Source organism: Streptomyces sp. NPDC006332 (assembly GCF_040612855.1).
Classification (GTDB): Bacteria; Actinomycetota; Actinomycetes; order Streptomycetales; family Streptomycetaceae; genus Streptomyces.
Genome location: NZ_JBEXRA010000023.1, coordinates 1 through 23,875 on the forward strand (window position 1 = coordinate 1; position 23,875 = coordinate 23,875).

Consider the following 23,875-nt stretch of genomic DNA (forward strand, 5'->3'; position numbering starts at 1 on the left):
TCGGAACGTCGCGGAATCGGTTTCTCACCGACTTGGCGGTGTTGACGCGACAACCGCTGCGGGCGGACACCCCCGACCCGTCCCCTTCGCGCCGTGCGCGGGTGCGGCGATCCGCTCCCTGCGTGCCGTGGGCGGGTGCGGCTGCCCGTACGCGGGGGGCCTTACAGGCGGTTCAGTAGCTGGGCCAGCAGGGAGCCCATGCGGGTTGCGCTGTCTCGGCCGGCCTGGAGGACCTCCTCGTGGTTGAGGGGTTCGCCTGTCATGCCTGCGGCGAGGTTGGTCACCAGGGAGATGCCCAGTACCTCGGCGCCCGCCTCGCGTGCGGCGATGGCCTCCAGGACCGTCGACATGCCCACCAGGTCCGCGCCGATGACGCGGGCCATGCGGATCTCGGCCGGGGTCTCGTAGTGCGGGCCGGGGAACTGGGCGTAGACGCCCTCCTCCAGCGTCGGGTCGACCTCCTTGCACAGGGCGCGCAGGCGGGGGGAGTAGAGGTCGGTGAGGTCGACGAAGTTGGCGCCGACGATGGGGCTGGTGGCCGTCAGGTTGATGTGGTCGCTGATCAGGACCGGCTGGCCGGGGCGCATGCCCTCGCGGAGGCCGCCGCAGCCGTTGGTCAGGATGATCGTCTTGCTTCCGGCGGCGGCGGCCGTGCGGACTCCGTGCGCCACGGCGGCCACGCCTCGGCCCTCGTAGTAGTGCGTGCGGCCCAGGAAGACCAAGGCGCGCTTGTCGCCGATGGTGTACGAGCGGATCTTGCCTCCGTGGCCCTCCACCGCCGGGGGCGGGAATCCGGGCAGCTCGGTGACCAGGAACTCGGCATCGGGAGCACCGAGGGCGTCCACGGCCGGTGCCCAGCCGGAGCCCATCACGAGGGCGACGTCGTGGGTCTCGGCGCCGGTCAGTGCGCGCAGGCGCGCGGCGGCGGCGTCGGCGGCGGCGTGCGGGTCGCCCTGGATGTCGTCCGGAAGAAGAGATGCGTTCACGCGCCTGAGAGTAGCCGGTCTGGGCCTACGCGCGTAGATGAGTGGGTCTGTGGGAGGGCGATCGTTGCCTTGTCGTTTCCGATTCCAGCGGGGGGCGGCCGTCAGCAGGGGCGCTTGCGCAGCTCCATCACGTAGTCGTGGGGGGCGCCTGCGGACTCGGCGGCGTCGGCGATCTCCCCTAGGTAGCGGGCCGAGGGAAGGCCGCCCTCGTAGCCGTTGAGGACGTAGACCCAGGCGGGTTCCTCGCCCTCCAGGGTGTGCACGCGCATCCGCATCCGGCGGTAGATGTCCAGGCCCACGCCCTCCCAGCGGTCCATGGAGTCCTCGTCGAGGGGCGCGAGGTCGTACAGCGCGACGAAGACCTGGGCGCCGGGGGCCTCCACGATCGTCGCCAGCGCGCCCTCCCAGCCCATGTGCTCGCCGCCGAAGGTCAGTCGCCAGTCGTTCAGCCAGCCCGTCGCGCGCAGCGGGGAGTGCGGGGCACGGCGCGTCATGAGCCGCGCGTCGAGGTTGCTGGCGTACGCGGCGTAGAGCGACATGGGTCGAGGGTACGGCAGGGGGGATCGGGCGCCTCAGCCGTCTCGTGCGTTGCGGTGCTCATCTTGGGTGGGGCCCCGGGGCGGTGGTGCGGTGGGGCGTGCGGGACAATGGGGTATGTGACTCGGATCGTGATCATCGGTGGCGGACCCGGCGGATACGAAGCGGCCCTGGTGGCCGCTCAGCTCGGCGCGGAGGTGACCGTCGTCGACTGCGACGGTCTGGGCGGGGCGTCGGTCCTCACGGACTGCGTGCCGTCGAAGACCCTGATCGCCACGGCCGAGGTGATGACCACCTTCGACTCGTCGTACGAGGAACTGGGCATCATCGTCGCCGACGACACCCCGCCCATGGAGCAGGCCGCTCGGGTGGTGGGGGTCGATCTGGGGAAGGTCAACCGGCGTGTGAAGCGGCTCGCGCTGGCTCAGTCGCACGACATCACCGCGTCCGTGACCCGGGCCGGCGCCCGGGTGCTGCGGGGGCGCGGGCGGCTGGAGGGCATGCAGGCCCTCGACGGGTCGCGGAAGGTGATCGTGCGGGCCGCGGACGGGAGCGAGGAGACGCTCGCCGCGGACGCGGTGCTCATCGCCACCGGGGGTCATCCCCGCGAGCTGCCCGACGCCCAGCCCGACGGTGAGCGGATCCTGAACTGGACCCAGGTGTACGACCTGACCGAGCTGCCCGAAGAGCTCATAGTGGTCGGCTCCGGTGTGACCGGTGCCGAGTTCGCCGGGGCCTACCAGGCGCTCGGGTCGAAGGTCACGCTGGTGTCGTCGCGGGACCGGGTGCTGCCGGGTGAGGACCCGGACGCCGCGGCCGTGCTGGAGGACGTCTTCCGGCGCCGGGGCATGAACGTCATGGCGCGCTCCCGGGCCCAGTCCGCGAAGCGGGTGGGGGACCGGGTCGAGGTCACGCTGGCGGACGGCCGGGTGATCAGCGGCTCGCACTGTCTGATGGCCGTCGGCGCCATTCCGAACAGTGCCGGGATGGGGCTGGAGGAGGCCGGGGTCAGGCTGCGGGAGTCCGGTCACATCTGGACCGACAAGGTCTCCCGGACCACGGCGCCGGGGGTGTACGCGGCCGGTGACGTGACCGGGGTGTTCGCGCTCGCCTCGGTGGCGGCCATGCAGGGGCGTATCGCCATGTACCACTTCCTGGGCGACGCGGTGGCCCCGCTGAACCTGAAGACCGTCTCGTCCAACGTCTTCACCGACCCCGAGATCGCCACCGTCGGCTACAGCCAGGCCGACGTCGACGGCGGGAAGATCGACGCCCGGGTCGTGAAGCTGCCCCTGCTGCGCAACCCGCGGGCGAAGATGCAGGGCATCCGGGACGGCTTCGTCAAGATCTTCTGCCGCCCCGGGACCGGGATCGTGGTGGGCGGTGTCGTCGTGGCGCCCCGCGCCTCGGAACTGATCCATCCCATCTCGCTCGCCGTCGACAACAATCTGACCGTCGAGCAGATCGCGAACGCGTTCACTGTCTATCCCTCCCTGTCGGGCTCGATCGCCGAGGTCGCCCGCCAGTTGCACACCCGTAAGGCGGACGACGGAGGCTGACGGCCGAAAGCGATTCCTCGCTGGTCACAGCGAGTTGTCGAGCATGCGTGCGGCATAGTCGGGAGGAATGGGCCCTATACCACTTGCGGTCCTGCTGTACGAACAACTTCGGTTATCCGGCGCAAACTGCTGAAACCAGACGGTCGTTGGGGTTACTGTCAGTTTCGTGTTCGCTGCAGAACGTCGCCAATTGATCCTCGAAATGGTGCGAGCGAACGGGGCCGTGTCGCTCCGTGAACTCGCCCGCGTCGTCCAGACCTCCGAAGTGACCGTACGGCGGGACGTGCGCGCACTGGAGGCAGAAGGACTCCTCGACCGCCGGCATGGCGGTGCGGTATTACCGGGCGGGTTCACGCGGGAGTCCGGTTTTCCGCAGAAATCTCATCTCGCGACCGCCGAGAAGACGGCCATCGCCGATCTCGCCGCGAGCTTCGTCGAAGAGGGCGAGGCCATCGTGGTCGGGGCGGGTACCACCACGCAGGAGCTGGCCCGTCGGCTCGCGCGGGTGCCCGGGCTGACCGTCGTCACCAACTCACTCCTGGTGGCCCAGGCGTTGGCCCATGCCAACCGGGTGGAAGTCGTGATGACCGGCGGCACCCTGCGTGGCTCCAACTACGCCCTCGTCGGCAGCGGGGCCGAGCAGTCCCTGCAGGGACTCAGAGTCTCCCGGGCCTTCCTGTCCGGGAGCGGGCTGACCGCCGAGCGTGGGCTGTCCACGTCCAACATGCTGTCGGCGTCCGTGGACCGGGCGCTGGTGCAGGCCGCCGCCGAGGTCGTCGTCCTCGCCGACCACACCAAGCTCGGCACCGACACCATGTTCCAGACCGTGCCGACCGATTTCATCACCCGCCTCGTCACGGACGAACCGCCCGCCCACGACGACCGTGCGGCCACCGAGCTCCAGGCCCTCGCCGACCAGGGGGTGCAGATCGCCGTGACCGGGGCGTCGGAGAACCCGGGGGGTGATCAGGTCCCGGCGCGCCGCGGGCAGCGTCGGGACGTGCCGGTCCCGGGCCCGCGCCGCGGTCAGGTTCCCGGCGGACCGGGGTTGCGTACGGCGGGTTCGGCCACGGCTCTTGGGGAGCAGGCCCCCGGCGCGGAACGGGCTCGGGTGGCGGACCTCCGCCGCCGCTGACGGGGCGGTCGCACACGAACGCGCCCGGCGGACTGGGGAAATCAGTCCGCCGGGCGCGTCGATTCGGTTGGTGTCAGTCCTTGATCTCGCAGATGGGCGCGCCGGACGTGAGGGACGCGCCGACGTCCGCGGACAGGCCCTTGATGGTGCCGGACTTGTGCGCGTTCAGCGGCTGTTCCATCTTCATTGCTTCGAGGACGACGATCAGGTCGCCCTCCTGGACCTCCTGGCCCTCCTCGACGGCGACCTTGACGATGGTGCCCTGCATCGGGGAGGCGAGGGTGTCGCCGGAGGCCGCGGGGCCGGACTTCTTGGCCGCGCGGCGCTTGGGCTTGGCACCCGCGGCGAGGCCGGTGCGGGCCAGCGACATGCCGAGCGAGACCGGCAGGGAGACCTCGAGGCGCTTGCCCCCGACCTCGACGACGACCGTCTCGCGGCCCGGCTCCTCGTCCGTGTCCGCGTCGGCGGGAGCGGCGAAGGGCTTGATCTCGTTGACGAACTCGGTCTCGATCCAGCGGGTGTGGACCGTGAAGGGGTCGGTGGAGCCGGTCAGTTCGGGGGCGAATGCCGGGTCCTTGACGACCGCTCGGTGGAACGGGATGGCGGTGGCCATGCCCTCGACCTGGAACTCCTCCAGGGCGCGGGCGGCACGCTGAAGGGCCTGCGCGCGGGTGGCGCCGGTGACGATCAGCTTGGCGAGCAGGGAGTCCCAGGCCGGGCCGATGACCGAGCCGGACTCGACGCCGGCGTCCAGGCGCACGCCGGGACCGGAGGGCCCCTCGAACTTGGTGACGGTGCCGGGGGCGGGCAGGAAGTTGCGGCCCGGGTCCTCGCCGTTGATGCGGAACTCGAAGGAGTGGCCGCGCAGCTCGGGATCGCCGTAGCCCAGCTCCTCGCCGTCCGCGATACGGAACATCTCGCGCACCAGGTCGATGCCGGCGACCTCCTCGGTGACCGGGTGCTCCACCTGGAGGCGGGTGTTGACCTCCAGGAAGGAGATCGTGCCGTCGAGGCCGACCAGGAACTCGACGGTGCCGGCGCCGACGTAGCCGGCCTCCTTCAGGATCGCCTTCGAGGAGGAGTACAGCTCGGCGACCTGCGCCTCGGAGAGGAACGGCGCCGGGGCCTCCTCGACCAGCTTCTGGTGGCGACGCTGGAGGGAGCAGTCACGGGTGGAGACGACGACCACGTTGCCGTGCTGGTCGGCCAGGCACTGGGTCTCCACGTGCCGGGGCTTGTCCAGGTAGCGCTCGACGAAGCACTCGCCCCGGCCGAAGGCGGCGACCGCCTCGCGGACGGCCGAGTCGTAGAGCTCGGGGACTTCTTCCAGCGTCCGGGCGACCTTCAGACCGCGGCCGCCACCGCCGAAGGCGGCCTTGATCGCGATGGGCAGGCCGTGCTCCTGAGCGAAGGCGACGACCTCCTCGGAACCGGACACCGGGTCGGGCGTACCGGCGACCAGGGGCGCGCCGGCCCGGTGGGCGATGTGCCGGGCGGCGACCTTGTCACCGAGGTCACGGATGGCCTGCGGCGGCGGGCCGATCCAGATCAGGTCCGCGTCCAGGACCGCCTGCGCGAACTCGGCGTTCTCCGAGAGGAAGCCGTATCCGGGGTGGATGGCGTCGGCGCCGGACTCGCGCGCGGCGTTCAGCACCTTCTCGATGTCGAGGTAGCTGGTCGCGGGAGTGTCACCGCCCAGGGCGAACGCCTCATCCGCAGCGCGGACATGCAGAGCGTCCCGGTCCGGGTCGGCGTATACGGCCACGCTCGCGATACCGGCATCCCGGCAGGCCCGGGCCACGCGGACAGCGATTTCGCCACGGTTGGCGATGAGCACCTTGCGCACGATTGAGGCTCCCTCCTTGAAACAAGCCGAGTTTAGGGACAGCCAACACGACACTTCGACCCGTCCCCTTTGGTGAGCTTGCCCACACGGAGCGTTATACGAGGCTTGCTCGACCGACGAAATCCCTTGTCACACCTTGGTACGCGGGACTCCTCCGGGAAACCCTAGCCCTCCCATGTGGTCAAGGTCTCTGTGGTGGCGTGCTGCGGCCCACTACGTTTCTTTGTGGAGTCCCTACGAATGGCCCAATGGTTCTTTGCCCGCCGCCGGACTCTTGTCCCCACGTTTACCGGTTAGTAGCGTTCATGCTGTCTCGAACGTACTTCAGGCCACAGCAGCCGTGCTCGGGTCGCAGTCGAAGGTGGGTGGACCGGTGGTGGTGCGCAGGCCGGTGGCGTGGGTCGTGGCGGTCGTGCTCTTCGTGGAGGCGCTCGGTGTCGCCGCGCTGAACTGGTTTCTCGGGATCGTCGTCGACCGGCAGGACATGTCCCTGGCCGGTCTCGACCCCGACACGATGTCCACCTCGTCGAAGATCGGCGGGATCGTCTTCGGTCTCTACTTCGCCTTCTGCGGCCTGGTCGCGCTGCTGGTGGCCGTGCGTGACCGTGCGCCCGCCGGCCTCGGACGCGTCCTGCTGATCAGCGTGGCGGTGGTGCACGGGCTGCTCGGCGCGTTCGCGTGGGGACTGATGGGCTGGCCCGAGTTCCTGTTCATGGTCCTGATGCTGGGCCTGGTCGTGCTGCTGCTGATGACGTACGACAGCCCCGGCGCGCCCGCCGACACGCCGCCCGCGGGCGGTACCCCGAACGGGGCCAAGGGCGACGGGGGCTCCCCGATCCCCCCGCCCCCGGCGCCCAGCACGTACTGAGTACGCCCGCCACCCGCCTCGCGGCGCCGGTCACTTCTCCGGCGGCGCCCACAGCTGCGTGATTCCGACGCCCAGTTCGGCCAGCAGCCGGCGGACGAGCGGCAGGCTGAGGCCGATCACGTTGCCGTGGTCGCCCTCGATGCCGTCGATGAACGGGGCCGAGCGGCCGTCCAGGGTGAACGCCCCGGCGACGTACAGCGGTTCGCCCGAGGCGACGTAAGCGGCGACCTCGTCGTCGGTCGGCTCGCCGAAGCGGACGACGGTGGAGGCGGTGGCGGAGACATGGCGGCCGCTGCTCGTGTCGTAGACGCAGTGGCCCGTCTGGAGGGTCCCGGCGCGTCCGCGCATCGCCTTCCAGCGGGCGGTGGCCTCCTCGGCGTCCGCCGGTTTGCCGAGCGCCTGACCGTCCAGGTCGAGCACCGAGTCGCAGCCGATCACCAGGGCGCCCCGTACCTCGGGCTTCGCCGCGACCACGGAGGCCTTCGCCTCGGCCAGGGCGAGCGCCAGTTCGGCGGGGGTCGGCGCGGTGACGGCGTCCTCGTCGACACCGCTGACGATCACCTCGGGGTCGAGTCCGGCCTGACGCAGCAGTCCGAGCCGGGCGGGGGACTGGGAGGCGAGCACAAGTCGGCGGCGTGGCTGAGCATTCATGCGGTCAGCGTATCGGCGGCCCGGCGGGCCGGGGTCTCACCGCAGTCCGATGACGATCATCGCCAGCACCATGGCCAGTGCCACGAGAACGCCCAGCCGCCGGAGCATGGCCTGCGTGTCACGCAGTTCCTTGGGCGGTTCGTTCTCGGGGTCGGACCACAGCATGGTTACCAGCGTGCGGTGCCCGCTCGCAGGGCGCCTGAGTACGCGTACTCAAGTTGGTACCCGCGGTGGTGGTGAATCGGCGGCGGGCGGGTGGGGCCGTGCGCCGGTCACGGCCCCGCGCGCCCCTGCGAACGTGCGCCCCCGGGGGACGTCTCGCTCAGCCCGGCCAGTAGGTGCGGGCCCAGGACGTCGACCCCGGCTGGGGCAGGCGGTGGGACGCGATCCTGGCCGGGTCCGACCAGGAGTCCCTGTCCCGCGCCGCGCGCGGCGGCACCGAGGCCGCCGCCGCGGCGCGGGCTCGGACCACCGCCAGGGCGGCGGCCAGCTCCTCGGGGGTCGGGTTGCCCCGTACGACCTTGATGTTCATGACGGCTCCCTGTCGTCCTGGAAGGTCCTGGAAGGTCCTAGAGGGGGATGTTGCCGTGCTTCTTGGGCGGCAGCGACTCGCGTTTGGTACGCAGCTGACGCAGGCCCCGTACGACGTGCCGGCGGGTGTCCGACGGCATGATGACGGCGTCGACGTAACCACGCTCGGCGGCGATGTAGGGGTTGAGGAGGGCGTCCTCGTACTCCTGGATGAGCTGGGCCCGGGTCGCCTCCGGGTCGCCCGCGGTGGCCGCCTCGGCGATCGTGCGGCGGTGCAGGATGTTGACCGCGCCCTGGGCGCCCATCACGGCGATCTGGGCGGTGGGCCAGGCCAGGTTGAGGTCGGCGCCCAGGTGCTTGGAGCCCATGACGTCGTAGGCGCCGCCGAAGGCCTTGCGGGTGATGACGGTGATGAGCGGGACGGTGGCCTCGGCGTAGGCGTAGATGAGCTTGGCGCCGCGCCGGATGATGCCGTCGTGCTCCTGGTCGACACCGGGCAGGAAGCCGGGCACGTCCACGAAGGTGATCACCGGGATGTTGAAGGCGTCGCAGGTCCGCACGAATCGGGCCGCCTTCTCGCTGGCCTTGATGTCGAGGCACCCGGCGAACTGCATCGGCTGGTTGGCGACGATGCCGACCGGGTGGCCCTCGACCCGCCCGTACCCGGTGATGATGTTCGGCGCGTACAGCGGCTGGGTCTCGAAGAACTCGGTGTCGTCCAGGACGTGCTCGATCACCGTGTGCATGTCGTACGGCTGGTTCGCGCTGTCCGGGACGATCGCGTCCAGCTCGCGGTCCTCGTCGGTGACGGTGAGGTCCGCCTCCTCCGGGAAGGCCGGGGCCTCGGAGAGGTTGTTGGACGGCAGGTACGACAGCAGTTGCTTGATGTAGTCGACGGCGTCCTTCTCGTCCCCGGCCATGTGGTGGGCCACGCCGGAGGTGGAGTTGTGGGTACGGGCGCCGCCGAGCTCCTCCATCCCGACGTCCTCGCCGGTGACCGTCTTGATGACGTCCGGGCCGGTGATGAACATGTGCGAGGTCTGGTCGACCATGACCGTGAAGTCGGTGATGGCGGGGGAGTACACGGCTCCGCCGGCGCAGGGCCCGACGACCAGGCTGATCTGCGGGATCACACCGCTCGCGTGGGTGTTGCGGCGGAAGATCTCGCCGTACGCGCCGAGCGAGGCCACGCCTTCCTGGATGCGGGCACCGCCGGAGTCGTTGATGCCGATGACCGGACAACCGGTCTTCAGCGCGAAGTCCATCACCTTGACGATCTTCTGGCCGTAGACCTCGCCGAGCGCGCCGCCGAAGACGGTGAAGTCCTGGGAGAACACGGCGACCGGACGGCCGTCGACGGTGCCGTACCCGGTGACGACGCCGTCCCCGTACGGGCGGTTGGCGTCCAGGCCGAAGTTGGTGGAGCGGTGCCGGGCGAACTCGTCGAGTTCGACGAACGACCCCTCGTCGAGCAGCAGGTCGATCCGCTCGCGAGCGGTCAACTTGCCCTTGGCGTGCTGTTTCTCGACGGCGCGTGCGGAGCCGGCGTGCGTCGCTTCCTCGATACGGCGCTGGAGATCCGCGAGCTTGCCCGCGGTGGTGTGGATGTCGATCCCTGGGATCTCTTGACGCTCTGCCGGCTCGGACATCGGGATGGCGCTCCCTGCCTGCTCAGAAGGGGGGACGGTTACTCATCCGTAGAGTAGTGGGGTGCCTCTCGTTCGGCAGTGCGGCGTTTCCCACACCTAGGGTGGGTTGCATGACGCCGCGAGATGGTTCTGACGCGAACGACAGCCGGTGGGCGGACCTGGACCGGCCGCCCCTCAACGGTGCCGCGCTGCGGCGCGGGCTGGTGCGGGAGGGCGGGCTCTGGTCGTCGGTGGACGTGGTGGAGCGGACCGGCTCCACCAACTCCGACCTGGTGGCCCGGGCGGCGGCGGGCGAGGCGAGCGAGGGCGCGGTCCTGGTCGCCGAGGAGCAGTCGGCCGGGCGGGGTCGCCTCGACCGGCAGTGGACGGCACCGGCCCGCTCGGGCCTGTTCTTCTCCGTGCTGCTGAGGCCGAGTGAGGTGCCGGTGGCCCGCTGGGGCTGGCTGCCGCTGCTGACCGGGGTGGCGGTGGCGACCGGGCTGGCGCGGGCGGCCGGGGTGGACACGGCCCTGAAGTGGCCGAACGACCTGCTGGTCACCGTGGGCGGTGAGGAACGCAAGGCCGGCGGGATCCTCGCGGAGCGGGCCGCGGACGACGGGGTCGTCGTCGGCGTCGGCATCAACGTCACCCTGCGCGCGGAGGAACTGCCGGTGCCGCAGGCCGGGTCCCTGCTGCTGGCCGACGCGGTGAGCACGGACCGGGATCCACTGCTGCGGGGCGTGCTCCGTTCCCTGGAGCAGTGGTACGGGAAGTGGCGGGAGGCGGGCGGGGACCCGGGCCTCAGCGGCTTGCAGGAGGCCTACGCGGCGGGCTGCGCGACGCTCGGCCGGACGGTACGGGCCCAGCTGCCGGGGGACCGGTCGATCGTGGGCGAGGCGGTCGCGGTCGACGGGGACGGCAGACTCGTGATCGCGACCGGGGAGGGCGTGCAGCAGCCGGTGGGGGCGGGAGACATCGTGCACCTGCGGCCGGCGTAAGGGGTTCTCAGGACATACGGCCCGTCCGGCCAGGTACCGGACGGCCGTGTGAACCGTCATCCGACCTGACGGAGTGAGCTGCGGCACACCTACCGTAAAGTGAAGGCCGGTCGATACCTGACCGTGGCAGATCGGAAGGGCAACAGGCGTGACCGTCGACGACACGGGCTCCGGCGCGGACGCGGACGGCCCGGTGGACCCTCCCCCGCACGCGACGCCGTTCGAGGGGGTAGACCCCGACGCCTCCGACCCCGGTGGGGACCCGCTCGCCCTGCGCCTCGAACACCTGATCCTGGGCGCCGAGCGGCGCTACACCCCCTTCCAGGCGGCCCGAAGCGCGGGTGTCTCCATGGAGCTGGCCTCGCGCTTCTGGCGGGCGATGGGCTTCGCCGACATCGGCCAGGCCAAGGCGCTCACCGAGGCGGACGTGCTGGCGCTGCGCCGGCTCGCCGGTCTGGTCGAGGCCGGACTGCTGAGCGAGGCGATGGCCGTGCAGGTGGCCCGGTCCACCGGCCAGACCACGGCCCGGCTCGCCGAGTGGCAGATGGACTCCTTCCTGGAGGGGCTGACCGAGCCGCCCGAGCCGGGGATGACGCGCACCGAGGTGACGTACCCCATCGTCGAGCTGCTCCTGCCCGAGCTGGAGGAGTTCCTCGTCTACGTCTGGCGCCGGCAGCTCGCCGCCTCGGCCGGGCGGGTCGTCCAGGCCGCCGACGACGAGGAGATGGTCGACCGGCGTCTCGCCGTCGGCTTCGCCGACCTCGTCGGGTTCACGCGGCTGACCCGGCGGATGGAGGAGGAGGAGCTCGGCGAACTCGTCGAGGCCTTCGAGACCACCGCCGCCGACCTGGTCGCGGCGAACGGCGGACGGCTCATCAAGACGCTCGGTGACGAGGTGCTGTACGCCGCCGACGACGCGGGCGTGGCCGCCGAGATCGCGCTGCGCCTGATCGAGACCATGGCGAACGACGAGACCATGCCCGAGCTGCGGGTCGGCATCGCCTTCGGCACCGTGACCACCCGAATGGGCGATGTCTTCGGTACGACGGTGAACCTCGCCTCCCGGTTGACGTCGATAGCTCCGCGTGACGCCGTTCTCGTCGACAGCGCCCTCGCGGAGGAGCTGATCCGTACCGCTGAGGCCCCGGCCTCGGAGGCGGAGGCGGCCGAGGCCGCGGCGACCGCCGAGAAGGAGGGCGAGGAGCCGCCGACGTACCGCTTCGCTCTGCAGCCGATGTGGCAGCGGCCGGTGCGAGGGCTCGGCGTGGTCGAGCCGTGGCTGCTCACGCGCCGGGACGGGACGACGCCCTGAGCGTGCGGGGGCGCCGCTGTCTCAGGGGTTCAGTGGGTCGACGCACACGCCGATGATCGGCACGCACACGCCCGGCCGGTGGGGCCGCTCCTGCCCCTGCCCGGACTGCTGGGGCGCCGGGGTGCGGCTCGGGGCCGGTTTCAGGGACGGTGTCCGGGCCGGTCGAGGGGTGGTGGTGTCGACGGGGGCCGACGGCCGGGGAGTGTCGGCGGGTGCCGGGGGTCCGGTCGGGTTCGGGGCGTCCGGGATGCTGGTGCTGCCTGGGATGGTCGTGGTGCTCGGCGCGGGTGTCGGCGGTGGTGCGGTGGTCGTGGACGACGTGGACGACGTGGACGACGTGGGCGCCGCCCGTAACGGGTTCGCGCTCGCCCCGCCCAGGGCGACGGTCGCCGAAGGACTGGCCTCGGGGAAGACGGTTGCGGCGGCCGTGGTCGCCCGGTCCGTACCGGTGCCGGTGTCGCCGGCCGGGGTGTCCGGGCGGGGTTCGGCCTCCGCGGTGCCGAGACCGGCGACCCCCGACTCGGGCGTCATTCGTACGAGACTCAGCACACCGGCAGCCAGCGCCATACCTCCCGCGACTAGCAGCACCTTGCGGGGGCGGGGCCTGCGGTGACGGCCCCGGGGCGCCCAGAGCCGGGGTCCGGGGCCGGCGTCCGTACCCGTACCGGTGCGGGTGTGGTCGTCGGTGCCGTACGCCTCGGGAGGCCCGGTGGCCGCATGTGGTGCGGTCGCCGCCCGTGGCGCGGTGCTTTTCGGCTCGGCCGGCCGGTACGTCGTCGTCATCCCGATCCCTCCCCATGCGCTCACGCCCCCGGTGCGCAGTGGCGGACGCACGTTATGCGCTCCTGTGGGCGGTGCGGTGGGGATTGGCAGGGATGTTCACTCGAACGGGGTGTCGGGCCGGGTCGCGGGAGCCTGCTGCCGCGCCCGCTCTTTCCCCCGGGGGGCCGGGCTGCGATGATCGGGACACGGGATGTTAACCGTCGTTAACCGGGAGGGTGTCATGAGCGAGGAACGGTTCGGGGAGTTCGTGCTGGTGCGGCGGCACGAGCAGGGGCATGTCGCGGAGCTGGCCCTGGACCGGCCCAAGGCCATGAACGCGGTCTCGACCGGGATGGCCCGGTCCCTCACGGCGGCCTGTACGGCGCTGGCCGAGGACCGGGACGTACGTGTGGTCGTGCTGACCTCGACCCATGAGCGTGCGTTCTGCGTCGGCGCCGACCTCAAGGAGCGCAACTCCTTCTCCGACGCCGATCTGGTACGGCAGCGACCGGTGACCCGGGGCGCGTACACCGGCGTCCTCCAGCTGCCGGTGCCGGTGATCGCGGCGGTGCACGGGTTCGCGCTGGGCGGCGGCTTCGAGATGGCCCTGGCCTGCGACCTGATCGTGGCGGACCGCACGGCCGTGGTGGGGCTGCCGGAGGTGTCGGTCGGGGTCATCCCGGGCGGCGGCGGCACCCAGCTGCTGCCGCGGCGGGTGGGGGCCGCCCGGGCGGCCGAGTTGATCTTCACGGCCCGGCGGGTGGAGGCCGAGGAGGCGCACGCGTTGGGGCTGGTGGACCAGTTGGTGGAGGCGGGGCGGGACCGGGAGGAAGCGCTGGCGACGGCGGCGCGGATCGCGGCGAACTCCCCGGTGGGGCTGCGGGCGGCGAAGCGGGCGCTGCGGCTGGGGCACGGGCTGGATCTTCGGGCCGGGCTGGAGGTGGAGGACGCGGCATGGCGCTCGGTGGCGTTCTCGGGGGACCGGGCCGAGGGCGTGGCGGCGTTCAACGAGAAGCGCAAGCCGGAGTGGCCGGGGGAGTGACGGGCGACCGCCCCCGCGGCGACGAGGAGCGCAAGGGGGGCCGCCCCTACGGCGACGAGCGGCGGAGTCGCGGTGGCCGGGGAGCGTGGGTTCACCCCCGCGATGCCCGCCGCGCCCCGCTCACCCCACCGCCGCATCAACTGTCCTGTTCGTCCCGAACCTCCTTAGCCTGGAGTGATGGGTGAGGACAGTCGGCTCGCGGGTGTCGTCGCGTTGGCGCAGGGCATGGCCGCCGCGCACAGCTCGCGGGAGGTGTGGCGGGCCGCCGCGAACGGGGGGCGCCGCGCGCTCGGCGGGAGTTTCGCCGCGCTGTCGGTGTGGGAGCGGGAGCTCGGACGGCTGCGGGTGCTGGTGAACGTCGGGGAGCGGGCCGCGGGGGAGGAGGAGTTCCCGGAGAGCGAGGCCTATCCGGTGCACCAGTTCGCCGAGATCACCGAGTTCCTGCACGAGCGGTGGGCGGGGGGCGGTGAGCCCCACGCCTGGGTGGAGACCGCCGAGGGGCCCGCCGCCGGGCGCCGGCCCGGTTACGTCCATCAGCGCGTCGCCGCCCTGCGCCACCGGGGGCGCGGCTGCTGTGTCGTGGCGCCGATCGTGCTGCACGGGCTGGCGTGGGGGGAGCTGTATGTGGCCCGCCCGGTCGGCGCTCCCGTCTTCGACCGCGGCGACGCGGACTTCGCCACCGTCCTGGCCGCCGTGGTCGCCGCGGGTATCGCCCAGACCGAGCGGCTGGAGGAGGTGCGGCGACTGGCGTTCACCGACGCCCTCACCGGCCTCGCCAACCGCCGCGCGGTCGACGTCCGGCTGGAGGAGGCGGTGGAGCGGCACCGTACGGAAGGGATCGTCGTCAGTCTCGTCGTCTGTGATCTGAACGGGCTCAAGCGCGTCAACGACACCCGCGGGCACGCCGTCGGGGATCGGCTCCTCGAACGCTTCGGGTCCGTGCTGTCGCTGTGCGGCGCCATGCTGCCCGGGGCCCTCGCCGCGCGTCTGGGCGGCGACGAGTTCTGTCTGCTCGCGGTCGGGTCACCCGCCGACGAGGTGGTCATGGCCGCCAGGGAACTCTGCCGCCGGGCCGCCGAGTTGGAGCTGGGCGAGGGGGTGGCCTGCGGGGTCGCGTCCACCGAGGACCCCATCGGGCCCGTGCTGTCCGCCCGCAGGCTGTTCAGGCTCGCCGACGCGGCCCAGTACCGGGCCAAGGCGGACCGGGCCACCCGGCCGGTGGTCGCCGGGCGCGGGGGCGCCGACGATCCGGTCGTACGGCTGGCCGACGAGCCCCCCGCCGCCGAGCGGACCGTCGAACGCCGCCGGTTCCGGGGGCGGCCCTGACGCGATTGTCCTCAGCGGGTCCCTGACGCGGCTCTCCGGGGTCCGTCGGCGTGGGGGGTGTCGTCGGCGGGTGTGACGCATCGGTAAGGGGTGAACCCAGCCTCCACTGGTGACATCGTCGAATTCACTGCGTACGCTCCTGAATATGGATATGCACACTGTGGTGGTGGGGACGTCCGGGGTGACCGCGTCCGACGTTCTCGCCGTGGCGCGAGCCGATGCCCGGATCGAGCTCTCCGAGGAGGCGGTGCTTGCCCTCGCCGCCGCTCGCGGGATCGTGGACCAGCTCGCGGCCAAGCCCGACCCCGTCTACGGCGTGAGCACCGGCTTCGGCGCGCTGGCGACCCGGCACATCAGCCAGGACCTGCGGGCCCAGCTGCAGCGCAACATCGTCCGCTCGCACGCCGCCGGGATGGGGCCGCGGGTCGAACGCGAGGTCGTGCGCGCTCTGATGTTCCTGCGGCTGAAGACCGTCTGCTCCGGACACACCGGCGTCCGCCCCGAGGTCGCACAGACCATGGCCGACGTCCTCAACGCCGGCATCACCCCGGTCGTCCACGAGTACGGCTCCCTCGGCTGCTCCGGCGACCTGGCCCCGCTGTCCCACTGCGCCCTGACCCTGCTGGGTGAAGGGGACGCCGAGGGCCCGGACGGGGTCGTGCGCCCCGCCGGTGAGCTGCTCGCCGAGCACGGCATCGCGCCCGTCGAACTGCGCGAGAAGGAGGGCCTCGCCCTCCTCAACGGCACCGACGGCATGCTCGGCATGCTGGTCATGGCCCTCGCCGACCTGGACACGCTCTACAAGTCCGCCGACATCACCGCGGCGCTGTCGCTGGAGGCCCTGCTCGGCACCGACAAGGTCCTCGCCCCCGAGCTGCACGCCATCCGCCCGCACCCCGGACAGGCCGCCGCCGCCGCCAACATGCTGGCCGTGCTGGAGGGTTCGCAGCTCACCGGCCACCACCAGGACGACGCCCCCCGCGTCCAGGACGCCTACTCCGTGCGCTGCGCCCCGCAGGTCGCCGGCGCCGGACGGGACACCATGGCCCACGCCCGCCTGGTCGCCGAGCGTGAGCTGGCGTCGGCGGTGGACAACCCCGTGGTCCTGCCCGACGGCAGGGTGGAGTCCAACGGCAACTTCCACGGCGCCCCGGTGGCCTACGTCCTCGACTTCCTCGCCATCGCGGCCGCCGACCTCGCCTCCATCGCCGAGCGCCGTACCGACCGGCTGCTCGACAAGAACCGCAGCCACGGTCTGCCGCCGTTCCTCGCCGACGACCCGGGCGTGGACTCCGGGCTGATGATCGCCCAGTACACGCAGGCCGCGCTGGTCAGCGAGCTGAAGCGGCTGGCCGTACCGGCGTCGGCGGACTCGATCCCGTCCTCCGCTATGCAGGAGGACCACGTCTCCATGGGCTGGTCGGCCGCCCGCAAGCTGCGCACCGCCGTCGACAACCTCACCCGGGTCGTCGCCGTGGAGCTGTACGCCGCCACCCGCGCCGTGGAGCTGCGCGAGGGACTGGCCCCGGCGCCCGCCTCCCGGGCGGTCATCGACGCCGTACGGAAGGCGGGGGTGCAAGGTCCCGGCCCCGACCGGTTCCTGGCGCCCGACCTGGCCGCGGTGGACGCCTTCGTACGGGACGGGCGGCTGGTCGCCGCGGCGGAGACGGTCACCGGACCGCTGCGGTAGGCGGGAGGGCGACAGGACGTGCGGGGCCCCGTCGTACCTGCGACGGGGCCCCGGCGGGTCACGCGAGCTTGGCCGCCTGGGCCTTCACGATCGCGGCGGGGACGCTGTACTTCGTCTGTTTGCCGCCGCCCAGAGCGGCCAGGTTGATCGAGTAGTACGTGGCGATGGTGGAGCCGTGGCGCACCACCTCCGCGTGCACGGTCGGCTCGCCGCCGCCCTCGGTCGCGCCGGTCACCGCGAACGCCATCGACTCGCCACTGGTCGCGACGGACTTCTCCGTGTCGACCTTGGTGAACTTCTCGGTGTCCTGGCCCTTTGCCGACGCGGTGAAGCCGCCCGTGCAGCCGGCGACGGCTTCGCCGAGGGCCCTCATGGTCCGCTCGGCGCCGTCGCCCTCGTAGGAGGAGAGGGAGACGATGGTCATCGTGGCGCCCAGCGCGTCCTCGAGCGGGTCGGTGGAGCCCTCTTCCGGCTTGCTCGTGATCACTTGGGCCGCGGGGCTGGCCATCCGGCTGACGAACGCGCTCTCCTCACCCGGCGCGAACCCGGTGAGTACGTACGCGATCGGCTCGCACTTGGCGTCCGCCACCGTCACCTCGTCCTTGGACTCGGCGAACCGGTCCCCGGTGTCGGCGGAGTCGACGTCGTAGCCGTCGAGGTCGGCCTTCGTGACGATCAGCTTCTTCAGTTCGGCCGAGGTGAGCGTCTTCGTGGTCTTCGCGGGCGAGGAGGAGGGCTTGTTCGAGCTCTCGGAGGCGTCCGAGTCGTCCGAACTCCCGCCGCAACCGGTGATGAGGGCGATGGACAGCGCGCACACGGCCGCTGTGGCGCCTAAGCGCGCCCTCGATGATCTCTTCATGGGGCGGACTATGAAGGCATCGTCAAGAACACGTCAAGCCACCGTCAAAGGTCGAGGCGTTCCCGACGTACCGAATACACCACGAACCCGGCGCCCAGGGCGAGGGAGGCCGTGCCCCCGATGACGTAGGGCGTGGTGTCGAAGCTGCCGGTGTCGGCGAGCCGGGCGCCCTCGACGGCTGTCGACGAGGCCTCGGTGGCCGCTCGCGCCTGGGTGGTGACCTGGGAGCTCGGGGTGGCCGAAGGCTCCGTTCTGGCCGGGAGGTCGTCTGTCGCGTTCGCGGACGGGACGAACCAGAGGGCACCCAGCAGGGTCCCCGCGGCGGTGGCGGTCAGCAACGGACGGCGAACGGATGACACGGAATATCGATCCCCTTGTGGTGCTGGCGAATTGGCCGTGTGGAGCGATGTTAGTGAAAGTCGCGGGTCACAGGAAAGTCACGGGAGGATTGAGTCGTACTCTCCGGGCATGAGCACTGCAGAGACATCACGGTTTGTACGCCTTCAGGTGGAACTTGTCCTCGAAGTCGGTGACGCCGGCGCGGTCACCGGGGCCGCGCTGGGGCGGATCTCGGCCGACCCCGACATGCCGGCCGAGGAGCGGGCGCACGCCGAAAGCGCTGTGACGGAGGACACCGCGGAGGCCCTCGCCTATCTCGTGGACCCGTTCGACCTGGTCAAGGAGGTGCCGGGGGTGGAACTCGCGCAGGCCTCCTGGTCCAGCGAGGAGATCGACTACGACCCCGATTCGCCGGACTGGGACCTCGACGAGGATGATGGCGACGAGGACGCGGAGGCGACAGCCTGAGCGCGCTTGGGGAAATATGGCTCCGGGCGGCAACCGCCGTCCGGGGTTTTCTCGTCTCACGGGGCGCACGGACCGACACCCGCACCAGCTGTCACGGCAGACGTGGCGTGCCCCACACCTGCGAGGAATGTGGAACGGGACGAACCGGTCGTAGCGTTGAAGTTTGATTGACGGGGACTCTCGGGGTTCAGGGGATTCGGCAGCGATGGAGAAGCGTGTGATGACGGTCAGCAAGCGGCGCAGGGGCCTGACGGTGGCCTCCGCGCTGCTCGGCGGAGTGCTCGTGCTCTCGGCGTGTTCCAGTGGCGGCGACGACGCCTCGGGGAGCGACGGCGGCAGCGACAGTTCGCAGTCCAAGGTCGACGAGGCGGCGGCCAAGAAGACCTCCGAGGCCCAGATCACCATCACGCCCAAGGACGGCTCGGACAACGCGTCCATCAACAACTCCGCGGCCGTCAAGGTGAGCAAGGGCACGCTCACCGACGTGGCGATGACGACCTCCGAGGGCACCGAGGTCAGTGGCCAGATATCTGCGGACAAGACGAGCTGGAAGCCCAGCGTCCAGCTGGAGCGGTCCACCACCTACAAGCTGACGGCGGAGGCGAAGGACTCCGACGGGCGGGTCGCCCACGAGAACGCCTCCTTCACCACGGTGTCCCCGAAGAACAGCTTCATCGGCACCTTCACCCCGGACGACGGCTCCACCGTCGGCGTCGGTATGCCCGTGTCGATCAACTTCGACAAGGCGATCACCAACAAGGCGGCCGTCCAGAAGGGCATCACCGTCTCCACCACCAGCGGCCAGGAAGTCGTCTGCCACTGGTTCAACACCCAGCGCATGGACTGCCGGCCCGACGAGTACTGGAAGGAGAACTCCACCGTCACGCTGAAGCTCGCGCTCGACGGCGTCGAGGGTGCCTCCGGTGTCTACGGCGTCCAGCAGAAGACGGTCACCTTCAAGATCGGCCGCAACCAGGTCTCGTACGTCGACGCCAAGTCCAAGCAGATGAAGATCACGCACAACGGCGAGACCATCAAGACCATCCCGATCTCGGCCGGTTCGCCGGACAACAAGACGTACGAAGGCATCATGGTGATGTCCGAGAAGTTCAAGGAGACGCGCATGAACGGCGCGACCGTGGGCTTCACCGACGACGACGGCAAGGGCGAGTACGACATCAAGGACGTGCCGCACGCCATCCGGCTGACCAGCTCCGGCACCTTCCTGCACGGCAACTACTGGGGCGCCAAGTCCATCTTCGGCAGCGTCAACACCAGCCACGGTTGTGTGGGTCTGTCGGACACCAAGGGTGCCAACGACCCGAACACGCCCGCCGCCTGGATGTACAACAACTCGATCCTCGGTGACGTCGTGGTCGTCCAGAACACCGGCGACAAGACCGTCGCCCCGGACAACGGCCTCAACGGCTGGAACATGAGCTGGGCCGACTGGAAGGCCGGTTCGGCGGTCTGACCGACCCGGAGTCCACAGCTTTTCCGATGCCGCCCCCAGGGGCGGCATCGGTGTTTCCGGGGCCGCCCCACGCCTTCTCATCCTTCTCTTATCGCCGCCTTATCCAGTCATCACGCGCTGTACCTAACTTGCGGCCATGTTCTTCACCTACCTGAGGCGCGAGCTGCGCCGCCGCAGAAAAGCGGCCCTCGTCGTCGCCTCCGGACTCGCGCTGGGTATCGCGCTGGTCATCGTCGTCAACTCCGTGTCGTCCGGCATGGGGAAGGCGCAGGACAAGGTCCTCCAGTCGCTGTACGGGCTGGGCACGGACATGACGGTCACCAAGGCCGCCCAGCCGCAGGCGAGCGCCTCCGACCGGCCGCGCTTCCGGTTCGACGCGCAGAACGACGACTCCGGTGCCGAGCAGAGCACCGACCGCGTGCTGGTGCAGGGCTTCCAGACCCTGTCGACGGCCACCGTCACCAAGGTCGGCCGGCAGAGCGGCGTCTCGGACGCGGTCGGCGGCCTGAGCCTCCAGGTCGTCAAGGTCAGCGGCCAGTTCACCCGCGGCCAGTTCCAGCAGAACGGCGAGGGCGGCGAACGGCAGGGCGGGACGCCGGGTGCCGGCGGCGGTGTGCCGCAGGGCGAGGTGCGGGGCGGCGGCGCCGACTTCGACGTCAACAGCTACTCCGTCTACGGCACCGACGTCACCAAGCCGGCGCTGGGCCCGCTGACCTCGTCCAAGATCACCAGCGGGCGTACGTTCACGGCGGGCGAGACGAACGCCAAGGTCGCCGTCCTCGACTCGGCCTACGCCAAGGAGAAGAAGCTCAAGGTCGGTGGCACGCTCACCGTCAAGGGCGTCAAGTACAAGGTCATCGGCATCGCCACCGCCGACAGCGGGGACTCCGCCGCGAACGTCTACCTCCCGCTCCAGCAGGCGCAGACGCTCAGCGACTCGAAGAACAAGGTCACCACCATCTATGTGCAGGCGACCGACTCGCAGCGGATCGACAGCGTCAAGTCCGAGATCCAGAAGAACATCTCCGGTACGACCGTGACGACCTCGGCGGATCTCGCGGACACCGTGTCCGGCTCGCTGTCCACGGCGTCCTCGCTGGCGACGAGCGTGGGCAAGTGGCTCTCCATCGCCGTGCTGATCGCCGCGTTCCTGGTGGCCGGGCTGCTGACCTCCTCGGCGGTGTCGCGCCGGGTGCGGGAGTTCGGCACGTTGAAGGCGCTGGGCTGGAAGTCCGGCCGGGTGACCCGGCAGGTCGTCGGTGAGGCGATGGTCAACGGGCTGCTGGGCGGTGCGCTGGGTATCGCGCTGGGCCTGGCGGGCGCGTATGTGGTGACGGCCATCAGCCCCACGCTGCAGGCGCAGTTGGGCGGGGGCGGCGGGGGCGGCACGGGCGGGGGCGGCTTCGGAGGCGGCGCCTTCGGTGGTCCCGGCCGGCGGGCGGCGGAGAAGACCCTCGACGTGGCCCTGACCGCACCGGTGAACGCCACCACGGTGGCGATCGCGGTGGCCCTGGCGGTCGCGGGCGGCCTGATCGCGGGCGCGTTCGGCGGCTGGCGCGCGTCCCGGCTGCGCCCGGCGGACGCCCTGCGACGCGTGGAGTAGCCGAGGCCCGGCCACCTCCGGAGCGCCTGCCGACTTGAGGGGCGCTGGGCCGTATCGATATGCGGCTCCGCCGCGATGGGGGTCCCCCGGCTCGAGCGAAGCCGAGAGTGGGGGAGCGACCAGCCCCCACTCACCGGCAGCCAAAGACGAAGCGCACCACCTCGAACCCTCCCAGGAGCCACCATGTACGAACTCAGAAGCGTCACCAAGCGCTACACCCGGGGCAAGGAGACCGTCGACGCCCTCGACGGAGTCGACCTCACCATCGCGGACGGCGACCGCCTCGTCATCCAGGGGCCCACCGGCGGCGGCAAGTCCACCCTCCTGCAGATGCTCGGCGGTCTGGACCGGCCGACCTCCGGCGAAGTCGTCCTCGACGGCACCGACATGGCCAGGCTCTCCGAGACCCGCCTGACCAAGGTCCGCAGCGAGAACATCGGCTTCGTCTTCCAGAGCTTCAACCTGATCCCGACGCTCACCGCGCAGGAGAACGTCGAGACCGCCCTCGTACCCCTGGGGGTGAAGGCGAAGGAGCGGCGCGAGAAGGCCGCCGAGGCGCTCCGGTCGGTCGGGCTCGGCGAACGGCTCGGGCATCTGCCCGGCGAGATGTCCGGCGGCCAGCAGCAGCGGGTCGCCATCGCCCGCGCGCTGGTCAAGCAGCCGAAGGTGCTGCTCGCCGACGAACCCACGGGCAACCTCGACGAGTCGATGCGCGACGAGATCATGGACGTACTGGAACGCATGTGGAAGGAGCTCGGGCTGACCTTCGTCATGGTCACCCATGACTCCGCGATCGCCAGGAAGGCCCCCCGGGTGGCCACGATCCGCAAGGGACGCATCACGTTGAATCCTCCTCTCCCTGAAGGGAGGTGATTCCTGGCTCAGGCTGCCTCTTGGAGCGGCGCTCCAGGAGGTCTTCCGCCATCGGCACCAGCCGGGTTGAGACCAGCCCGGTTGAGCATGACGCGTGCGGAGTTCTTGTCCCGCGGGGACACGGCTCCACATGCAGTGCAGGTGTAGGTGCGCTCACCCAGCGGCAGGCGATGCTTGGCTCTCGCATCGCAGTGCGCGCAGTCCATCGTGGTGTGCGCGGGGTGTACGAGGCGGATGTCCCGCCCGTGCTTGCGGCCCATCTCGATCAGGGCAGCTTTGGTGGCGCCGATGGCGGCGTCAGCGGCCTTGCGGGCCATGGTGGACCTGGTAAGGAACTTCGGACGGAAATCCTCCACAGCGACGGCGTCGTGGTCGCGGACCACCTTCTTGGCCCACTTACGGCCGGTGTCCTCACGCTGCCTGGCAACCTTCTTGTACGCCTTCGCCCGCAGCTTCTTCGCCTCGCGGTAGCCCTTCGACGCCGGTTGTCCCTTCTTCGGCCTGCGGCAGGCCATCATCCGGTCATACCGACCCAGCTTCCCCTGGGCCTTCCTGCCATGCCCGACGTACGGCAGATCGTGCGCGTCGGACGTGGTGGTCGCAGTCTCCTTCACGCCCCAGTCGACACCCAGTGCCCGACCGGTCCCCGGCAGGAGCTGGACTTGGGCGGGCACGACGAGCGAGGCGTACCAGTGCCCGAGGCTGTCCTGGTACACGCGCACCGAGGACGGCTCGGACGGCAGTTCCCGCGACCACACCACGGTCAGGACGAGGCCCCCGGCCAGGTGCAGCCGGCCGTCCTTCAACCGGAACCCGCGCCGGGTGTAGTTGAGGGTCGGCAGTGCCTCGCGCTTCTTCTTGTACGTGGGCATCCCGGCCCGGCGCGCCATGGGCAGGCGCTCGCGGATGTCCTTGTGCGCCTTGGCACGGGAGCGGCCGAAGTCACGGATGACCTGCTGCTGGACAACCGACGAACCCTCACGCAGCCACGGCGTCCGGGCGCGGGCCTCGGTCAGCATCCTGTCGAGCTGCGCCGGACCACACGTGGCCTTCTGACCAGTCGCCTTGTTGTGCAGATGCGCGGCCCTGGACTTGGCGACACATTCGTTCCACAGCCAGCGGCACCGGTCCCACTCCGCCTCCAGGGCGGTGCGAGCAGTGGATGACACGCGTAGCCGGTACGTGTACCGGGCATGCCCGACCTCCGCAGCCACCTCCACGCGTGCCATCTCGCCCCCTCAAAGTGTCCTGGCCCAGATACGGTGCCGTCCCGAACCCTTGCGAAGGACCATATGAACGACCTCCGCACACATGCACCCTGATCCCACAGCCACCACCCCGACCAGCGATCGTAGGGACACACGTTCGGATCACTTCGGCGATACAGG

Annotated in this window: 23 protein-coding genes; 12 read left to right on the forward strand and 11 right to left on the reverse strand. The window is 70.9% G+C overall.

Annotated features, from left to right (window positions below; all coding sequences use genetic code 11):
• Window positions 1-161 precede the first annotated feature (161 nt).
• Entirely contained in the window at window positions 162-986 is an 825-nt protein-coding gene (locus ABZ027_RS21385; protein ID WP_356770587.1) for a purine-nucleoside phosphorylase, read from the reverse strand.
• 101 nt (window positions 987-1,087) lie between these two features.
• Complete coding sequence (locus tag ABZ027_RS21390; RefSeq protein WP_356770589.1) at window positions 1,088-1,525, reverse strand: gamma-glutamylcyclotransferase; 438 nt, start codon at window positions 1,523-1,525, stop codon at window positions 1,088-1,090.
• A gap of 108 nt (window positions 1,526-1,633) precedes the next feature.
• Here ABZ027_RS21390 and ABZ027_RS21395 point away from each other — a divergent pair, with 108 nt between their 5' ends.
• Both ABZ027_RS21395 and ABZ027_RS21400 read left to right on the forward strand, forming a co-directional pair.
• The gene (locus ABZ027_RS21395; RefSeq protein WP_356770591.1) at window positions 1,634-3,082 is read left to right on the forward strand and encodes an NAD(P)H-quinone dehydrogenase; all 1,449 of its coding nucleotides are present in this window, start codon (window positions 1,634-1,636) and stop codon (window positions 3,080-3,082) included.
• A gap of 166 nt (window positions 3,083-3,248) precedes the next feature.
• Window positions 3,249-4,217, forward strand: coding sequence for a DeoR/GlpR family DNA-binding transcription regulator (locus tag ABZ027_RS21400; RefSeq protein WP_356770593.1), 969 nt, complete (start codon window positions 3,249-3,251; stop codon window positions 4,215-4,217).
• Between the two features lie 73 nt (window positions 4,218-4,290).
• Here ABZ027_RS21400 and ABZ027_RS21405 read toward each other — a convergent pair whose 3' ends face one another.
• The gene (locus ABZ027_RS21405) at window positions 4,291-6,063 is read right to left on the reverse strand and encodes a biotin carboxylase N-terminal domain-containing protein (protein WP_356770595.1); all 1,773 of its coding nucleotides are present in this window, start codon (window positions 6,061-6,063) and stop codon (window positions 4,291-4,293) included.
• Between the two features lie 373 nt (window positions 6,064-6,436).
• On the opposite strand from ABZ027_RS21405, the gene ABZ027_RS21410 reads away from it, so the two are divergent.
• The gene (locus ABZ027_RS21410; RefSeq protein WP_356770597.1) at window positions 6,437-6,931 is read left to right on the forward strand and encodes a hypothetical protein; all 495 of its coding nucleotides are present in this window, start codon (window positions 6,437-6,439) and stop codon (window positions 6,929-6,931) included.
• A gap of 30 nt (window positions 6,932-6,961) precedes the next feature.
• Here ABZ027_RS21410 and ABZ027_RS21415 read toward each other — a convergent pair whose 3' ends face one another.
• From ABZ027_RS21415 to ABZ027_RS21430, 4 genes are all read right to left on the reverse strand, one after another.
• Window positions 6,962-7,582, reverse strand: coding sequence for a nucleoside triphosphate pyrophosphatase (locus ABZ027_RS21415; RefSeq protein WP_356770599.1), 621 nt, complete (start codon window positions 7,580-7,582; stop codon window positions 6,962-6,964).
• A gap of 36 nt (window positions 7,583-7,618) precedes the next feature.
• Window positions 7,619-7,747 carry a hypothetical protein gene (locus ABZ027_RS21420; protein ID WP_356770601.1) on the reverse strand — a complete coding sequence of 43 codons (129 nt, stop codon included), beginning with the start codon at window positions 7,745-7,747 and terminating at the stop codon, window positions 7,619-7,621.
• Between the two features lie 157 nt (window positions 7,748-7,904).
• Entirely contained in the window at window positions 7,905-8,114 is a 210-nt protein-coding gene (locus tag ABZ027_RS21425; RefSeq protein ID WP_356770603.1) for an acyl-CoA carboxylase epsilon subunit, read from the reverse strand.
• A 37-nt stretch (window positions 8,115-8,151) separates the two neighbouring features.
• Window positions 8,152-9,762 (reverse strand): acyl-CoA carboxylase subunit beta, encoded by a 1,611-nt coding sequence (locus ABZ027_RS21430; protein WP_356770605.1) that lies wholly within the window; start codon window positions 9,760-9,762, stop codon window positions 8,152-8,154.
• A gap of 110 nt (window positions 9,763-9,872) precedes the next feature.
• Here ABZ027_RS21430 and ABZ027_RS21435 point away from each other — a divergent pair, with 110 nt between their 5' ends.
• The gene (locus ABZ027_RS21435) at window positions 9,873-10,739 is read left to right on the forward strand and encodes a biotin--[acetyl-CoA-carboxylase] ligase (protein ID WP_356770607.1); all 867 of its coding nucleotides are present in this window, start codon (window positions 9,873-9,875) and stop codon (window positions 10,737-10,739) included.
• Window positions 10,740-10,887: 148 nt separating this feature from the next.
• Window positions 10,888-12,051, forward strand: coding sequence for an adenylate/guanylate cyclase domain-containing protein (locus ABZ027_RS21440; RefSeq protein ID WP_356770609.1), 1,164 nt, complete (start codon window positions 10,888-10,890; stop codon window positions 12,049-12,051).
• A gap of 21 nt (window positions 12,052-12,072) precedes the next feature.
• Here ABZ027_RS21440 and ABZ027_RS21445 read toward each other — a convergent pair whose 3' ends face one another.
• Window positions 12,073-12,834: a hypothetical protein gene (locus ABZ027_RS21445; RefSeq protein WP_356770611.1), complete on the reverse strand. Its 762-nt coding sequence runs from the start codon at window positions 12,832-12,834 to the stop codon at window positions 12,073-12,075.
• Window positions 12,835-13,054: 220 nt separating this feature from the next.
• Here ABZ027_RS21445 and ABZ027_RS21450 point away from each other — a divergent pair, with 220 nt between their 5' ends.
• The 3 genes from ABZ027_RS21450 (at window position 13,055) to hutH (ending at window position 16,871) form a co-directional block, all read left to right on the forward strand.
• Window positions 13,055-13,855, forward strand: a complete 801-nt coding sequence (locus ABZ027_RS21450; protein ID WP_356770613.1) for an enoyl-CoA hydratase-related protein — start codon at window positions 13,055-13,057, stop codon at window positions 13,853-13,855.
• Window positions 13,856-14,032: 177 nt separating this feature from the next.
• The gene (locus ABZ027_RS21455) at window positions 14,033-15,181 is read left to right on the forward strand and encodes a GGDEF domain-containing protein (protein WP_356770615.1); all 1,149 of its coding nucleotides are present in this window, start codon (window positions 14,033-14,035) and stop codon (window positions 15,179-15,181) included.
• Window positions 15,182-15,332: 151 nt separating this feature from the next.
• Window positions 15,333-16,871: a histidine ammonia-lyase gene (gene hutH / locus ABZ027_RS21460; RefSeq protein WP_356770828.1), complete on the forward strand. Its 1,539-nt coding sequence runs from the start codon at window positions 15,333-15,335 to the stop codon at window positions 16,869-16,871.
• Between the two features lie 58 nt (window positions 16,872-16,929).
• On the opposite strand, the gene ABZ027_RS21465 is transcribed toward hutH, so the two are convergent.
• Both ABZ027_RS21465 and ABZ027_RS21470 read right to left on the reverse strand, forming a co-directional pair.
• Complete coding sequence (locus ABZ027_RS21465; RefSeq protein WP_356770617.1) at window positions 16,930-17,730, reverse strand: hypothetical protein; 801 nt, start codon at window positions 17,728-17,730, stop codon at window positions 16,930-16,932.
• Between the two features lie 44 nt (window positions 17,731-17,774).
• On the reverse strand, window positions 17,775-18,089 hold the full coding sequence (locus tag ABZ027_RS21470; protein ID WP_356770619.1) for an LPXTG cell wall anchor domain-containing protein: 315 nt from the start codon (window positions 18,087-18,089) through the stop codon (window positions 17,775-17,777).
• 109 nt (window positions 18,090-18,198) lie between these two features.
• Here ABZ027_RS21470 and ABZ027_RS21475 point away from each other — a divergent pair, with 109 nt between their 5' ends.
• The 4 genes from ABZ027_RS21475 to ABZ027_RS21490 all read left to right on the forward strand — a co-directional run bounded on the left by ABZ027_RS21475 (window position 18,199) and on the right by ABZ027_RS21490 (window position 22,487).
• Window positions 18,199-18,537 carry a hypothetical protein gene (locus ABZ027_RS21475; RefSeq protein ID WP_356770621.1) on the forward strand — a complete coding sequence of 113 codons (339 nt, stop codon included), beginning with the start codon at window positions 18,199-18,201 and terminating at the stop codon, window positions 18,535-18,537.
• 205 nt (window positions 18,538-18,742) lie between these two features.
• A complete protein-coding gene (locus tag ABZ027_RS21480) occupies window positions 18,743-20,011 on the forward strand; it encodes an Ig-like domain-containing protein (protein ID WP_356770623.1) in 1,269 nt (422 codons plus the stop codon).
• Between the two features lie 136 nt (window positions 20,012-20,147).
• Window positions 20,148-21,614: an ABC transporter permease gene (locus ABZ027_RS21485; RefSeq protein WP_356770625.1), complete on the forward strand. Its 1,467-nt coding sequence runs from the start codon at window positions 20,148-20,150 to the stop codon at window positions 21,612-21,614.
• Between the two features lie 183 nt (window positions 21,615-21,797).
• Window positions 21,798-22,487 carry an ABC transporter ATP-binding protein gene (locus tag ABZ027_RS21490; RefSeq protein ID WP_356770627.1) on the forward strand — a complete coding sequence of 230 codons (690 nt, stop codon included), beginning with the start codon at window positions 21,798-21,800 and terminating at the stop codon, window positions 22,485-22,487.
• An 8-nt stretch (window positions 22,488-22,495) separates the two neighbouring features.
• On the opposite strand, the gene ABZ027_RS21495 is transcribed toward ABZ027_RS21490, so the two are convergent.
• Complete coding sequence (locus ABZ027_RS21495; protein ID WP_356770629.1) at window positions 22,496-23,716, reverse strand: transposase; 1,221 nt, start codon at window positions 23,714-23,716, stop codon at window positions 22,496-22,498.
• Window positions 23,717-23,875 lie beyond the last annotated feature (159 nt).

Bases quoted from the DNA above. Each gene is read 5' to 3' on its own strand.
- ABZ027_RS21475 (WP_356770621.1), top strand. From the start codon at position 18,199: ATGAGCACTGCAGAGACATCACGGTTTGTACGCCTTCAGGTGGAACTT.
- ABZ027_RS21450 (WP_356770613.1), top strand. From the start codon at position 13,055: ATGAGCGAGGAACGGTTCGGGGAGTTCGTGCTGGTGCGGCGGCACGAG.
- ABZ027_RS21495 (WP_356770629.1), bottom strand. From the start codon at position 23,716: ATGGCACGCGTGGAGGTGGCTGCGGAGGTCGGGCATGCCCGGTACACG.
- ABZ027_RS21425 (WP_356770603.1), bottom strand. From the start codon at position 8,114: ATGAACATCAAGGTCGTACGGGGCAACCCGACCCCCGAGGAGCTGGCC.
- hutH (WP_356770828.1), top strand. From the start codon at position 15,333: ATGCACACTGTGGTGGTGGGGACGTCCGGGGTGACCGCGTCCGACGTT.
- ABZ027_RS21435 (WP_356770607.1), top strand. From the start codon at position 9,873: ATGACGCCGCGAGATGGTTCTGACGCGAACGACAGCCGGTGGGCGGAC.
- ABZ027_RS21390 (WP_356770589.1), bottom strand. From the start codon at position 1,525: ATGTCGCTCTACGCCGCGTACGCCAGCAACCTCGACGCGCGGCTCATG.
- ABZ027_RS21465 (WP_356770617.1), bottom strand. From the start codon at position 17,730: ATGAAGAGATCATCGAGGGCGCGCTTAGGCGCCACAGCGGCCGTGTGC.
- ABZ027_RS21395 (WP_356770591.1), top strand. From the start codon at position 1,634: ATGGGGTATGTGACTCGGATCGTGATCATCGGTGGCGGACCCGGCGGA.
- ABZ027_RS21485 (WP_356770625.1), top strand. From the start codon at position 20,148: ATGTTCTTCACCTACCTGAGGCGCGAGCTGCGCCGCCGCAGAAAAGCG.
- ABZ027_RS21430 (WP_356770605.1), bottom strand. From the start codon at position 9,762: ATGTCCGAGCCGGCAGAGCGTCAAGAGATCCCAGGGATCGACATCCAC.
- ABZ027_RS21455 (WP_356770615.1), top strand. From the start codon at position 14,033: ATGGGTGAGGACAGTCGGCTCGCGGGTGTCGTCGCGTTGGCGCAGGGC.
- ABZ027_RS21415 (WP_356770599.1), bottom strand. From the start codon at position 7,582: ATGAATGCTCAGCCACGCCGCCGACTTGTGCTCGCCTCCCAGTCCCCC.
- ABZ027_RS21420 (WP_356770601.1), bottom strand. From the start codon at position 7,747: ATGCTGTGGTCCGACCCCGAGAACGAACCGCCCAAGGAACTGCGTGAC.
- ABZ027_RS21445 (WP_356770611.1), bottom strand. From the start codon at position 12,834: ATGACGACGACGTACCGGCCGGCCGAGCCGAAAAGCACCGCGCCACGG.
- ABZ027_RS21480 (WP_356770623.1), top strand. From the start codon at position 18,743: ATGGAGAAGCGTGTGATGACGGTCAGCAAGCGGCGCAGGGGCCTGACG.
- ABZ027_RS21490 (WP_356770627.1), top strand. From the start codon at position 21,798: ATGTACGAACTCAGAAGCGTCACCAAGCGCTACACCCGGGGCAAGGAG.